This window comes from Ruegeria sp. N7 (genome assembly GCF_056531345.1).
Genome location: NZ_JBQFLR010000010.1, coordinates 1 through 13,827 on the forward strand (window position 1 = coordinate 1; position 13,827 = coordinate 13,827).

Below are 13,827 nucleotides of genomic sequence, written 5' to 3' on the forward strand. Positions count from 1 at the left end.
TTATTCATCTGGCTCTAAATATCCCGGAGCAAAAGGCAGAGCCTCGCAAAATACTCCCTATAGACATTCAATTGGCCTTATCAGATGACCAAAAGTGGCAATGAATTTGCCAAATTGGGTCTTGATTCCAACCGCTGACCCTGAAATTGTCCGCGACAACCGTTGGGGTGCCCGTATCAGGGCTGAGAGGCGCAACCGCGCTAACCCATCGAACCTGATCCGGGCAATTCCGGCGTAGGGAACGGTCTTATGAACACAGACGTTTTCCCTACCTCGTTGCCCAAAGAAGATGGAGCAACGACATGGCGGCAATTGCCCTGACCATTGCAGGGTCTGACAGCGGCGGAGGCGCCGGGATTCAGGCCGATCTGAAAGCGATGTCGGCGCTGGGTGTATTCGGCGCAAGCGTCATTACCGCTGTTACGGCGCAGAACACGCAAGCCGTCACTGCGGTGCATGGGGTTCCGCTGGATGTCATTGCTGCGCAAATCGACGCGGTGCTCAGCGATCTGGATGTGACGGCCATCAAGATCGGTATGCTTGCGACGCCAGAGATCATTCACACAGTGGCCCGAGGCCTGGAAGCGTTCAAAGGTCCCGTCGTTCTTGATCCTGTCATGATCGCAAAATCCGGAGATGCGTTGTTGGCGCAGGAAGCGGTCCGGACTCTGCGCGAAGTGATGGTGCCAGCAGCGACTGTGCTGACACCCAATCTGCCCGAAGCGGCATGTTTGCTGGATGCGAAACCGGCACAATCACCGGACGCGATGGCTGCACAAGGCAAGGCCCTGTGCGCTCTGGGCGCGGGTGCGGTTTTGATGAAGGGCGGGCATGGGTCGGGCGATGTCTGCCACGATCTGTTGGTCGACCCCTCAGGCGTCGTGGCCGCATTTCAGGCCCCGCGTCAGAACACGAAAAACACCCACGGAACCGGATGCACCCTGTCGTCTTCGATCGCCGCCGGTCTGGCCAGGGGCCTGCCGCTGAGGGATGCGATCGCGCAGGCGCATAATTATCTGCAAGGGGCCATCGCGCGGGCGGATGAGCTGAAGATTGGTGCCGGGCACGGTCCTGTGCACCATTTCCACCGGCTCTGGCCCGCATGACACTCTGGTCGGTCATAGGTGCGGGCGTAGCGGGTCTGGTCGTGGCCAGCGAGCTTGTGTCACGCGGCGCAAGGGTGCAGGTTTTTGATCCGGGCGGCCCGCCCGGCCCGCATGGGTGTTCCTGGTGGGCCGGGGGGATGCTGGCCCCCTGGTGTGAATACGAAAATGCCGAAGAACCGGTGCTGCGGCTGGGGCAGGAAGCCATCGAATGGTGGGCGCAGAGAACGCAGGTAAACAGACGTGGAACCCTTGTTGTTGCCAACGCGCGTGACCTGCCCGACCTGCGCCGGTTTGCGCGCCGAACCGAAGGGTACAGCGAGGTTGATCGGGCGAAAATATGCGAATTAGAGCCTGATCTGAGCAAGTTCGGTAAAGCTCTGTATTTTGAAAACGAAGCTCACCTTGATCCTCGTCAGGCGTTGCGCGATCTGCATCGTCACCTGCAAGGCGCAGGCGTGGAATTCCACCGAAAGCTGGCTCCGGTGCAACTGGACAACGCCATAGACTGCCGGGGCTTGCACGCGCGCGAATATCTGCACGACCTGCGCGGCGTGAAGGGTGAGATGCTGGTTCTTCGTTGCCCCGATGTGAACCTTTCGCGTCCGGTGCGGCTGTTGCACCCGCGGATGCCGCTTTACATCGTTCCGCGCGGGGATGGCGTCTACATGCTGGGCGCAACTATGATCGAATCCGAGGACAGCAGCCGCATCACCGCGCGTTCGATGCTGGAACTGCTCAGCGCGGCCTATGCCGTGAACCCGGCCTTTGGCGAGTCTGAGGTGCTGGAGATCGGCGTCGACCTGCGCCCCGCTTTCCCGGACAACCTGCCGCGTATCCGGCGATTGGGCCGGACAATTTATGCCAACGGGCTTTATCGCCATGGCTATCTGCTGGCCCCTGCACTGGCGCGGGGTGTCGCTGATCTGGCATTGGACAACACACATTCGGAGATGGTCGATGAAGATCGTGCTTAACGGCGAGACGCGCGATGTGCGCGCGGAAACCCTGTCGGATCTGTTGCTGGAATGCGGCTTCTCAGGCCGTGTGGCCACCGCCGTGAACGAAGATTTCGTGCCGTCAAGCCTGCGCGTTGGGCACAAACTGACCGATGGCGACCGGATCGAAGTTGTCGCGCCGATGCAGGGGGGCTGAGGATGCGAACGTTCTACGGCATCGAACTGCCGAACCCCTTGATGCTGGGCACCGCCCAATATCCCAGCCCCGCCATTCTGGAACAGGCCTTTCGCGAAAGCGGTGCGGCGGTTGCAACGGTATCGCTGCGGCGGGAATCCGGCGCGGGGCAGACATTCTGGCAGATGATCCGCGAGCTGGGTGTTCTGATCCTGCCAAATACGGCTGGCTGTCATACGGTGAAAGAGGCGGTGACCACAGCCCATATGGCGCGCGAAGTGTTTGATACCAAATGGATCAAGCTGGAACTGATTGGCCACACCGACAGTTTGCAGCCGGATGTGTTCCAGCTGGTCGAGGCCGCGCGCATCCTGACCGAAGACGGGTTTGAGGTGTTTCCCTACACCACCGATGATCTGATCGTGGGCGAACGCCTGCTCGAAGCGGGGTGCGAAGTGCTGATGCCGTGGGGGGCGCCTATCGGGTCCGGGCGCGGGCTGAACAACGAATACGCCCTGCGGTCGATGCGGGCCGAGTTCCCTGACACGCCGCTGGTGGTGGATGCCGGGATCGGCCTGCCCAGCCACGCGGCCCATGCGATGGAACTGGGTTATGATGCCGTTCTGCTGAACACCGCTGTGGCCCGTGCCGGTGACCCCGTTCTGATGGCCAAGGCGATGGCGCAGGCAATCCATGCCGGACAACTGGCCCATCAGGCAGACCCGATCGAGGCACGCGATATGGCCGAACCTTCGACCCCTGTTGTTGGAAAGGCCTTCCTGTCATGACGCTGGACCGTTTCTATCCGATCTTCGATCACTCGGACTGGCTGCGGCAGATGCTGCCCCTGGGTGTCAAACTGGTGCAGCTGCGTATCAAGGATCAGCCGGTTGAAGTGGTGCGCGATCAGATTGCCGCCTCGCGCGATCTGTGCCGCGACTATGGGGCGGTTCTGGTGATCAACGATTACTGGCAGCAGGCCATCGATCTGGGTTGTGACTGGGTTCATCTGGGGCAAGAAGATCTGGATGTTGCCGACCTGAAAGCCATCCGAAAAGCGGGTCTAAAGCTGGGTGTTTCCACTCATGACGATGATGAGCTTGAGCGGGTTCTGGCCATGGATCCCGATTACGTGGCGCTGGGCCCGGTCTATCCGACCATTTTGAAAAAGATGAAATGGCATCAGCAGGGCCTGCCCCGCGTGACCGAATGGAAGGCGCGGGTTGGCGACATTCCTCTGGTCGGCATTGGCGGCATGAGCGTCGAGCGCGCAGCAGGGGTGCTGGCTGCCGGGGCCGACATTGTCTCGGCCGTCACGGATATCACGCTGAACGCCGACCCCGAAGCGCGGGTGCGTGCTTGGATCGAGGTCACGAGATGAACCGGTACGCCCGCCAGACGCTGCTGCCCGAGGTTGGGGCTGAAGGACAGGCTCGCCTGACTGCGGCCCGTGTTCTGGTGGTCGGCGCAGGTGGTCTGGCCGCGCCGCTGCTGCCGCTATTGGCCGGGGCCGGTGTGGGGCATATCACAATTGTCGATGGTGACATCGTCGATCTGTCGAACCTGCATCGCCAGACATTGTTTTCAGAAGAAGATTGCGGGCTGTCAAAGGCCGAACGCGCCGCTGACCGATGCCGTGCGTTGAATGCCGAAATCGATGTGATTGCCAAGAAAATGGCTCTAACAGGGGAAAATGCGCCCGATCTGGTGTCGCAGGCAGATATCATTCTGGATTGTGCCGACAGCTATGCGGTCAGTTATTTGCTGTCGGATACCTGTCTGGCACAAGGCAAGCCACTGATCAGCGCCTCGGTACTGGGGCTTTCGGGTTATGTGGGCGGCTTCTGCGGCAGCGCGCCTTCTCTGCGAGCCGTTTTCCCCGATGCGCCGGATAGCGGCGCAAGCTGCGCCACGGCGGGTGTTCTAGGCCCTGTTGTCGGTGTGATCGGGTCCATGCAGGCGCAGATGGCGCTGAACCTGATCTTGCGGCTTGACCCGTCCCCGCTTGGGCAGATGGTGCAATATGATGCGCGAACCCTGCGCAGCACCGGGTTTCGTTTTGATGACGCGCCGGAACCGAACAGCTGTTTCCGCTTTCTCTCTGCCAGTCAGTTGAAGGAGACAGACCAGATTGTCGAACTGCGTGACCCGGACGAAGCGCCGGTTCCAGCTCACCCGAATGCGACGCGCATTTCACCCGAAGAAATTCAAATAATAGACTCTAAAAAAGGGCAACGCCTTGCTCTTTGCTGTGCCACCGGGCTGCGCGCATGGCGCGCTGCCGAGAAAATCCAACCGATTTGGCCGGGCGAGATTGTCCTCGTCGCGGCCTCAACCTCCTGAGAAAAGGAAACGTGAGATATGAAAAAGCTGATGACAGCCTTTGCCCTTCTGGCCGCCGCGCCAGCCTGGGCCGAAGACAAGATGACCGTCCTGCTGGACTGGTTTATCAACCCCGACCATGGGCCCATCATCGTGGCGCAGGAAAACGGCTACTTTGCCGAGCAGGGGTTGCAGGTCGAAGTCGTTGCCCCCGCCGACCCATCCGCACCGCCACGTCTGGTGGCCGCTGGTCAAGCGGATTTGGCAGTATCCTATCAGCCGCAACTGCATTTGCAGATTCACGAAGGGCTGCCGCTGAAACGGGTCGGCACGCTGGTCGCAACGCCCCTGAACTGCCTGCTGGTTCTGAAGGACGGCCCGATCAAATCGCCCGCTGACCTCAAGGGAAAGAAAATCGGCTTTTCCGTCGCCGGTGTGGAAGAGGCCATCCTCAGCACCGTGCTTGGCAAATACGACGTCGCGCTGGATGATGTTGAGATGATCAACGTGAATTTCTCGCTCTCGCCCTCGCTGATGACCGGTCAGGTGGATGCGGTGATCGGCGCCTATCGCAACTTCGAGCTGAACCAGATGGATATCGAAGGCCGCCCCGGCACCTGTTTCTATATCGAGGAAGAGGGCGTGCCGTCTTATGACGAACTGATCTATGTCGCCAACCCTGATACGATGGACAAAGACAAGATCGCCCGTTTCCTGGCCGCGACCGAAAAAGCGACTCAGTACATCGTCAACAACCCGAAAAAAGGCTGGGAGGTCTTCTCGGCCACCTCACCCGAGTTGCAGGACGAGCTGAACGCGCGGGCATGGGTCGACACGCTGCCGCGCTTTGCCCTGCGTCCCGCCGGGTTTGACGCTGGCCGATATGCCCGGTTCGAAGCATTCCTGAACGACAGCGGCATGATCGACACTGTCCTGCCCGTCAGCGACATTGCCATCGACGTCACCGCGCAATGAGCGATTATGGCAAAGCCTTTGCGCTGATGCGCGATGCGGCGCAGGGGCCGTGGCGGGACTACACCCGCCACGCTTTTGTCGAAGCCCTGAAAGACGGCACCCTGCCACGTCCGGCGTTCCTGCACTATTTGCGTCAGGATTACGTGTTCCTGATCCACTTCTCGCGCGCCTGGGCGCTGGCCGTGGTGAAATCGGAAACACATGCTGAAATGCTGGCGGCGTCGCGTACCGTGAACGGCCTGATCAGCGAAGAGATGAAGCTGCATATCGGTATTTGCGAAGCAGAAGGCATTTCGCAGTCCGATCTGTTTGCAACGCCTGAACGGCCTGAGAATCTGGCCTATACCCGCTTTGTTCTCGAGGCGGGCTATAGCGGCGATCTGCTGGATCTTCTGGCAGCACTTGCACCCTGCGTCATGGGATATGGTGAGATTGGTGCCCGCCTGTCTGCGGAGGCAACATCAACATCCTATCGCGGCTGGATCGATACCTATGCGGACGAGGGCTATCAGAACGCCTGCGCCGCCGTGGGCGAGTTGCTGGATTCGGCTCTAACACGAAGGATTGGGGCGGATTTTCAATCGTCACCTCGCTGGGATCGTCTGTGCCGGACGTTCCGTACGGCGACGGAATTGGAGGTCAACTTCTGGCAGATGGGTCTGACCCCATGACCCCGGCGCCCGATCTGACCATCAGCGGTACAGCCACGATCGACGGCGCGACTTTGTTCGCGCCGCTGACCCTGACGCTTGACGCCGGGGCGTGGACCTGTCTGCTGGGTGGATCGGGTGTTGGAAAAACCACGGTCTTGCGGCTGATTGCGGGGCTGGAAACCGGGGCTGAATTCTCGGGCCGGATCACCGCCAGCGATGGCCAGCCGGTTTCGGACCGGGTTGCCTATATGGCGCAGGACGACCTGTTGCTGCCTTGGGCGAGTGTTGCGCAAAACGTCTCGTTGGGCGCGCGGCTGCGGGGCGAGAAAGTTGACGTTGACCGGCGTGACCGCCTGATCGAACGGATGCGGTTGCAGGACCATATGACCAAGAAACCGCCCGAGCTTTCGGGCGGGCAGCGTCAGCGCGTGGCGCTGGCCCGCACCCTGATGGAAGACCGGCCGATTGTGTTGCTGGATGAACCCTTTTCCGCCCTTGATGCCCGAACCCGTGCCGATATGCAGGATCTGGCCGCCGAGGCGCTAAGAGGCCGCACTGTCCTTCTGGTGACCCACGATCCGGGCGAGGCCGCGCGTCTGGGGCAATCCATCGTCGTCATGACACAGCACGGGCTGACGCCCTGCGACCCGCCGGTTGCTCCAGCCCCGCGCAGCGTGGATGATCTGCAGACGCTGGAAACACAAGGCGCGCTTTTACGGCTGCTGCGAGGGGGCGGGGTATGAAGTCCCTCTCTGTTCTGGCAGCAACCCTGTTTGCCCTTGCCATCTGGCAGGGGATCGTGACCCTGACCGGATTGCCAAAATTCATCCTGCCCGGTCCCGCAGTGGTTGCCGAGACCTGGTGGCAGAACCGCTGGCTGATTGCAGAACACACCTGGATCACAGCCATCGAGGTCATTATCGGCCTTGCCTGCGGCACGCTGCTTGGCGTTGTCACCGCATTGCAGCTGGCCAATTCCCGTGTCGCACGGGTTCTGGTGCAGCCAATGCTGGTGTTCACTCAGGCCCTGCCGGTCTTTGCGCTGGCCCCGTTGCTGACCCTGTGGCTGGGCTATGGCCTGTTGTCCAAGGTCGCGATGGCGGTGCTGATCATCTATTTCCCGATCACGTCGTCCTTTTTTGACGGTTTGATGCGGACACCGCAGGGGTATCTGGACCTTGCGCGCACGATGCAGGCGGGCAAGCGCGCTGTGTTGTGGCACATCCGTATCCCTGCGGCGTTGCCGTCTTTGGCCTCGGGGATGCGGCTTGCGGCAGTGTATGCGCCGATCGGTGCCGTGATCGGCGAATGGGTCGGTTCATCGCAAGGTCTGGGATATCTGATGCTGCTGGCCAATGGCCGCGCCAAGACGGACCTGATGTTTGCGGCGATGCTGACGCTGGGCGTGTTTTCGATCCTTCTGCACATGATTGTCCGCCGCGCCACCGCGCGTATGGCAGGAGAGGCGCGTTAACCTTTCGGAAAGTGATTCTGCGACAGGGTAAACGCATGACACAGGACGCCTTTGCCGAAGCCCCCATGCTGTTTGATACGGACGAAGCGCCAGCGCAGCCGCTGCCGAATGGTCGGTTACCCTCCTACATCAAAGACCATCGCAAGCGGCTGCGCGAACGGTTCATGGCGGGCGGGTCAGCAGCGATCCCGGATTATGAGTTGCTGGAGCTGGTTTTGTTCCGGTCCATCCCGCGGCAGGATGTGAAACCATTGGCACGCGCATTGATGAATGCCTTTGGCGATTTCAACCGCGTGTTGACAGCGCCCGAAGAACGGCTGCGCCAGATCAAGGGCGTTGGTGATACGGTCATCACTGATCTGAAAATCCTCGAAGCCTGCGCGCATCGGATGGCACGGGCGCGGGTGATGCAACGACACGTAATAACCAGCTGGGACGCGCTGCTGGATTATTGCCACACGACAATGGCGCATCGCGAGACCGAGCAATTTCGCGTTTTCTATCTGGATCGCAAGAACGTCCTGATCGCGGATGAGGAACAGGCCAAAGGCACCGTGGATCACGTGCCGGTCTATCCGCGCGAAGTGGCGAAACGGGCGTTGGAACTGAATGCCTCGGCCCTGATATTGGTGCACAACCATCCTTCGGGCGACCCAACGCCGTCACAGTCAGATATCGACATGACCAACCGCATTCAGGATGCCTGCTCCGCCCTGGGGCTGACTCTGCATGACCACCTGATCATCGGCAAATCGACCGAGCTCAGCTTTCGTTCCGAAGGGTATCTCTAGCGGCTACTGCACCCAAATCTCGACCCGCCGGTTGACCTTGCGGCCCCATTCGGTGTCGTCGCAGGCCATGGGCATCGCCTCGCCAAACCCTTCGGCGGTAACCGCGATACTGTCAGGGATCGGGGCTTCAAGCGCGGCGATAACCGCGTTCCGCACGGTTTGCGCGCGCCTCAGGGCGATGCGGGCATTTGAAACGGCACCCCCGTCCCCATCGCTGAAGCCTGCAAACACAACCTTGCGTGCCTGCAACGTACCCGCGTCCAGCATTTGCGCCAGCTGCTGAATATTGGCGCGTGACTGCGCGTCCGGACGGGACGATCCGGGTTCGAACCGAACCGACAGGGACAGGCGCGACAAGGGGCGCAGGGTCTTGATCATGCGCTGCAACTCTTCAAGTCCGACCTCAGTTCCACCAGTGACGACCGCATTGGCAAGCCGGTCCCCCTGCACGCCAACCGGCAGGGTTTCAGCCGTTTGATCTACATATCCTGCATCACGTATGGCCATCTGCGCCTCGGGGCTTTGGCTATAGGCCAGAAACTGCCGCGCAATCCGGGGCAGGCGACGTTCCGGCAGATACAGGAACATGGGCATATTCAGCGGGTAATCTTCGGTCTTGATCGACTGGCGGGTCGCGGCCAGCGGATGCCCGCACCCGCCGGTCAACGGCAAAGCGCGGGTGCCACGGGCCGATGCCTTGCTGGCGACCCCGATGGAAAACGGATCCTTTGCCACGGCCGCGGTCAGGTCATGTATGCGATTGTGGCGGATCGCCGTATCGGTCAGGTCCACACCGGCGGTTTTCAGAACCTGATCCTCGACCGCCTGCGCCAGACCCGACCCGGCCTCTGGCACATGCAGTGCAATAGGGGCATCCGGCCCACCCAGCTGCGCCCAGTTGCTGATCTCTCCGGACAGAATGCGGGCCAGGTCCGCCAGAGAAATCTGCCGCATAACGCTGTCGGGGGCCACGACCGGGACCATGGCATCCAGTGCAATGACCCGCGACCGACGGGCGCGCTTCAGATCACCCAACCCCGCAGCCTCGGCAGCCTCCCGCTCGGCCTCGCGCATCTCGCGCAGCGCCATCACGATATCCGTCCGGTCCGCGATCAGGTCACTGAACCCGCGATCGGTGGTGCCCACGTCAAAGAAAAACCGTGCCAGCGGGGCCGACCGGCCCGCCTGATGCAGCTCGTAAACAAAGGTGTCCTCATCCACGCGGGCGGGGGTCGCGGTCAGGTCTTCCTGACGGGCAAAGCCGATGATCAGGGCGGGCAGCACCGTTTCAGCCATCACCGATGATCCGGAAAACTGAACTTCGGCGACGAAATCGATCAGGTTGGGGCAGGCGGGCCCCTCGCATGTGACGCCCGAACCATCCACGGTCAACGTCCCGAATTGCGTATCGACGCGATAGAACTCACCGTCAAAGCTCAGCAGATTGCCGGTCACTTCGACCTTGCCATCATGCGAGGTCAACGTGATGTCCTGCCCAAAAGCACCGGTCGCCGCCGTCACGGAAAACAGCGCAGCCACCGCCACACGGAAAAATGTCATAAGAGGTTCAAGCCTGCCTGCGGATTACTTTGCCGCGATTGTCAGGTCTGAGAGCAGATTATTCAACACCAGAAACTCGCCCGCGCGCGAACAATCCGGCAGGGTCACGGACATGTCGCGCGACCGCAGGCGGCGGTCCGACAACAACTCCAGCGACTGCACGTTCAGCGTGTGGCCGCAATTTGCATCGGTCACTTCGGCCTCGACGGTCAGGTCAATCGTGCCGGATTGATCCGACGTACTGGCCGGGAAAGAATACACTTCGATATTCTGCGTCATACCGGAACCGGACTGACCCAGACGCATAACCTTACCGGCGCCTTCTGCAGATGCGTCATCCCAGACATGGCCATCCGTGCCATAACTGGCACCAAATTCCAGCGCGTGAATCTGCAACTCGGTATCACCCTGCCATTGCAAGACAACACGATCAAAGCCGGCAATTTCGGGAACGTGAGTGGTGGCGACGGTGCCTGTTTCATCTTCGAAAGAAAACAGAAAGATCGCGTATTCCGAAAGGGCCGGGATCGCCATGTCCAGCGCGCCGCTGGCATCCGTCATCTGGCTAACGGTCAGGCCGCTATGGTGAATTTCTATCCGCTCATTCTTGTGGCACGGCGCTTTCAGCGACAGGTGCGCCAAGGCACCGGGCGCTGCTTTTGCGTGCGCGCTGATCCGGCAGTTCGATGTCTTGGGGGCAGTGGGTACAGCGCGGGGTGCCGGTGTCACATTGACCGGATCGGCATCTGACGCGGTGGCTGATGTCAGCACAATACTGTCTAGCCCCGACAGAATCGAAGACTGATCGGCAGCAGAGGCCACATCAATACCGTCCTGCGCGCGGTTCTGCTGCGCAGTTGGTCCGTTCTGCATCAGATAGCCTATGCCCAAGGCACAAGCGACCGTTCCGCACATGGTTACGTAGTTGCGAACTACAAACAAGACACCCTCCCCAGTTGAAGGAGCAGTTTGCACTCTTGCCACGAATCGCGGCCAATTTGTGGCCGCGAGACGGACTCATTGTGATCAGAGGGTGTTAACGTTAGGTCAATCTGCCGTGGCAGTGTTTGAACTTCTTGCCGGATCCGCAGGGGCACGGGTCGTTTCGCGACGGGTTACCCCAAGTCGACGGATCACTCTCGTCAAAACCCGGCAGCGCATCGCCTGACGCCGCAGCTTCGGCCCTGGCCTCGGCCTGACTTGCGGCCTTGTCCACGGCCTGCTGTGCCTGTGCTTGTTGCGCCGCCATCTGCGCCAGCATTTCCTTTTGCTCTTCTTCGGTCAGTGGACGCACGCGCGACAATTGCTGTGTCACGGTTTCCCGCAAACCGTCCAGCATGGATTCGAACAGCTGGAAGCTTTCGTTTTTGTATTCGTTCAGCGGATCGCGCTGGGCATAGCCGCGGAAACCCACGACCGAGCGCAGGTGCTCCAACGTCAGCAGATGCTCGCGCCATTTGCTGTCGATGGTCTGCAACAGAACCTGCTTTTCGATGTTGCGCATGTTTTCGGGACCAAAGGCAACCGCCTTCTGGGCCATCATCTCATCCGCGGCCTTGATCAGGCGCTCGCGCACCTGCTCGTCATCCACGCCTTCTTCGGCAGCCCAGTCCTGAACCGGTGCATCGATGGTCAGCTTGTCCTTGATCGCCGCATGCAGACCGTCGGTATCCCACTGATCCGCATAGGATTTCGGCGGCATGTATTCGTCAATCAGATCGTCGATCACCTGCTCGCGCATATCCGAGACGATCTCGGACAGGTCATTGGCCGACATGATCTCGCGGCGCTGGCTAAAGATCACCTTGCGCTGATCGTTCATCACGTCGTCGAATTTCAGAACGTTCTTGCGCATGTCGAAGTTGCGGCCCTCGACCTTGGACTGCGCGCGTTCCAGCGACTTGTTCACCCAGGGGTGAATGATCGCCTCGCCTTCTTTCATGCCCAACGTGGTCAGCACCTTGTCCAGCCGTTCCGAGCCAAAGATGCGCATCAGGTCGTCTTCAAGGCTCAGGTAGAATACGGTACGGCCCGGATCGCCCTGACGGCCCGAACGGCCGCGCAGCTGGTTGTCGATGCGGCGGCTTTCATGGCGTTCGGACGCCATCACATAAAGGCCCCCTGCGGCCAGAACCTTTTCTTTTTCTTCCGCGTGGCGCGCCTCTTCTGCGGCGCGCAGCTCCGACGGATCAGCCTCGGGGTTGTCCGCAATCGCTTGCAGCACCTTCATCTCGACATTGCCGCCCAGCTGAATGTCGGTGCCGCGACCGGCCATGTTGGTGGCGATGGTCACCGCGCCCAGACGGCCGGCATCAGCGACAATCTGCGCCTCCTGCTCGTGCTGGCGGGCGTTCAGAACGTTATGGGCGATGCCTTCCTTGGTCAGCATCTGGCTCAGCAGTTCCGATTTCTCGATCGAGGTCGTCCCCAGCAGAACCGGCTGACCCTTTTCCTGCGCCAATTTGGTCTCTTCGATCATCGCGCCATATTTTTCCATGGCGGTGCGATAGACCTGATCATCCTCGTCCACACGGGCAATCGGCTTGTTGGTCGGAACCTCAACCACGCCCAGGCCGTAAATCTCGGCAAATTCCTCGGCCTCGGTCAGGGCGGTCCCGGTCATGCCGCCCAGCTTGTCGTAAAGGCGGAAATAGTTCTGGAAGGTCACGCTGGCCAGCGTCACGTTCTCAGGCTGAATCTGCACGTTTTCCTTGGCTTCGATGGCCTGATGCAGGCCCTCGGACAAGCGGCGGCCCGGCATCATGCGGCCCGTGAATTCGTCGATCAGAACAACATTGCCGTCGCGCACGATGTAATCCTTGTCGCGCTGGAACAGCTTGTGCGCGCGCAGACCCTGATTCACGTGATGCACAACGGTCGTGCTTTCCGGGTCATACAGCGAATGGCCTTCAGGAATCAGGCCGACAGCCAACAGTTGCTGCTCCAGAAACTCGTTACCCTCATCCGTGAAGGTCACGTTGCGGGCCTTTTCGTCCAGCGTGTAGTGTTCGTCGGTCAGGCTCGGGATCAGCGCATCGATGGCGGTATACAGGTCCGAGCGGTCCTGTGCCGGGCCCGAGATGATCAGCGGCGTCCGCGCCTCGTCGATCAGGATCGAATCGACCTCGTCCACAATCGCGAAATTGTGGTGCTTCTGGTAAACCTGTTCCAGATCGGCCTTCATGTTGTCGCGCAGATAGTCAAAACCCAGCTCGTTGTTGGTGGCATAGGTGATGTCGCAGGAATAGGCGGCCAGTTTTTCCGCGTCAGGCTGGCCCGACCAGATCACGCCGGTGGTCATGCCCACGGCAGCAAACACCTTGCCCATCCATTCCGCGTCGCGCTTGGCCAAGTATTCGTTCACCGTGACCACATGCACGCCCTTGCCGGTCAGCGCGTTCAGATACGCCGGTAGGGTCGCGACCAGTGTCTTGCCCTCACCCGTCTTCATTTCCGAGATGTTGCCCTGATGCAGGAAAACACCGCCCATCAGCTGCACGTCAAAGGCGCGCAGCCCCAGCGCGCGGCGGGCGCCTTCGCGCACGTTGGCAAAGGCTTCGGGCAGCAGATCGTCAAGGCTTTCGCCATCCAGCGCGCGTTTGCGCAGGTCTTCTGTCTTGTCGATCAGGCCCTGATCGGACAGTTTCTCGAACTCGGGTTCCAGCGCGTTGATCTTTTCGATCAGGGGGCGGGTCGCCTTGATCTTGCGGTCGTTCGGTGTTCCGAACACCTTTTTGGCGAGCGTTCCGAGTCCCAGCATGTTCACTCCAGCGGATCTGTTCTTGTCTTGGTTTTTGACAGGCTTGCCCACCTTG

14 protein-coding genes and 1 riboswitch are annotated in these 13,827 nt (G+C 60.5%); of the genes, 11 read left to right on the plus strand and 3 right to left on the minus strand.

All coding sequences use genetic code 11. From position 1 onward, the window contains the following. The first annotated feature begins 153 nt into the window (after positions 1–153). A riboswitch (TPP riboswitch) is annotated at positions 154–258 on the plus strand. 44 nt (positions 259–302) lie between these two features. The 11 genes from thiD to radC are packed head-to-tail and all read left to right on the plus strand — an operon-like array spanning position 303 to position 8,452. Continuing rightward, positions 303–1,106, plus strand: a complete 804-nt coding sequence (gene thiD, locus ACR0ES_RS12270; protein ID WP_480870848.1) for a bifunctional hydroxymethylpyrimidine kinase/phosphomethylpyrimidine kinase — start codon at positions 303–305, stop codon at positions 1,104–1,106. Beyond that, complete coding sequence (locus tag ACR0ES_RS12275; protein WP_480870850.1) at positions 1,103–2,080, plus strand: FAD-dependent oxidoreductase; 978 nt, start codon at positions 1,103–1,105, stop codon at positions 2,078–2,080. The genes thiD and ACR0ES_RS12275 overlap by 4 nt, the downstream gene beginning before the upstream one ends. Further along, positions 2,064–2,258, plus strand: coding sequence for a sulfur carrier protein ThiS (gene thiS / locus ACR0ES_RS12280; RefSeq protein ID WP_480506885.1), 195 nt, complete (start codon positions 2,064–2,066; stop codon positions 2,256–2,258). The genes ACR0ES_RS12275 and thiS overlap by 17 nt, the downstream gene beginning before the upstream one ends. A 2-nt stretch (positions 2,259–2,260) precedes the next feature. Continuing rightward, on the plus strand, positions 2,261–3,025 hold the full coding sequence (locus ACR0ES_RS12285) for a thiazole synthase (protein ID WP_480474355.1): 765 nt from the start codon (positions 2,261–2,263) through the stop codon (positions 3,023–3,025). Next, on the plus strand, positions 3,022–3,618 hold the full coding sequence (locus ACR0ES_RS12290; protein ID WP_480773058.1) for a thiamine phosphate synthase: 597 nt from the start codon (positions 3,022–3,024) through the stop codon (positions 3,616–3,618). The genes ACR0ES_RS12285 and ACR0ES_RS12290 overlap by 4 nt, the downstream gene beginning before the upstream one ends. Further along, on the plus strand, positions 3,615–4,580 hold the full coding sequence (locus ACR0ES_RS12295) for a HesA/MoeB/ThiF family protein (protein WP_480831975.1): 966 nt from the start codon (positions 3,615–3,617) through the stop codon (positions 4,578–4,580). The genes ACR0ES_RS12290 and ACR0ES_RS12295 overlap by 4 nt, the downstream gene beginning before the upstream one ends. A gap of 18 nt (positions 4,581–4,598) precedes the next feature. After that, on the plus strand, positions 4,599–5,534 hold the full coding sequence (locus tag ACR0ES_RS12300; protein ID WP_480482459.1) for an ABC transporter substrate-binding protein: 936 nt from the start codon (positions 4,599–4,601) through the stop codon (positions 5,532–5,534). Further along, positions 5,531–6,205, plus strand: coding sequence for a thiaminase II (gene tenA, locus ACR0ES_RS12305; protein WP_480870852.1), 675 nt, complete (start codon positions 5,531–5,533; stop codon positions 6,203–6,205). Before ACR0ES_RS12300 ends, tenA begins: the two co-directional genes overlap by 4 nt. Further along, complete coding sequence (locus tag ACR0ES_RS12310) at positions 6,202–6,930, plus strand: ABC transporter ATP-binding protein (RefSeq protein ID WP_480870854.1); 729 nt, start codon at positions 6,202–6,204, stop codon at positions 6,928–6,930. Before tenA ends, ACR0ES_RS12310 begins: the two co-directional genes overlap by 4 nt. Beyond that, positions 6,927–7,661: an ABC transporter permease gene (locus tag ACR0ES_RS12315; RefSeq protein WP_480486978.1), complete on the plus strand. Its 735-nt coding sequence runs from the start codon at positions 6,927–6,929 to the stop codon at positions 7,659–7,661. Before ACR0ES_RS12310 ends, ACR0ES_RS12315 begins: the two co-directional genes overlap by 4 nt. Before the next feature lie 35 nt (positions 7,662–7,696). Beyond that, positions 7,697–8,452, plus strand: a complete 756-nt coding sequence (radC, locus tag ACR0ES_RS12320; RefSeq protein WP_480870855.1) for a RadC family protein — start codon at positions 7,697–7,699, stop codon at positions 8,450–8,452. Between the two features lie 3 nt (positions 8,453–8,455). Here radC and ACR0ES_RS12325 read toward each other — a convergent pair whose 3' ends face one another. The 3 genes from ACR0ES_RS12325 to secA form a co-directional block, all read right to left on the minus strand. After that, entirely contained in the window at positions 8,456–10,012 is a 1,557-nt protein-coding gene (locus tag ACR0ES_RS12325) for a phosphate ABC transporter substrate-binding/OmpA family protein (RefSeq protein WP_480831963.1), read from the minus strand. Between the two features lie 24 nt (positions 10,013–10,036). Next, entirely contained in the window at positions 10,037–10,954 is a 918-nt protein-coding gene (locus ACR0ES_RS12330; RefSeq protein WP_480546055.1) for a hypothetical protein, read from the minus strand. Positions 10,955–11,054: 100 nt separating this feature from the next. Continuing rightward, complete coding sequence (gene secA, locus ACR0ES_RS12335; RefSeq protein ID WP_480870857.1) at positions 11,055–13,772, minus strand: preprotein translocase subunit SecA; 2,718 nt, start codon at positions 13,770–13,772, stop codon at positions 11,055–11,057. Positions 13,773–13,827 lie beyond the last annotated feature (55 nt).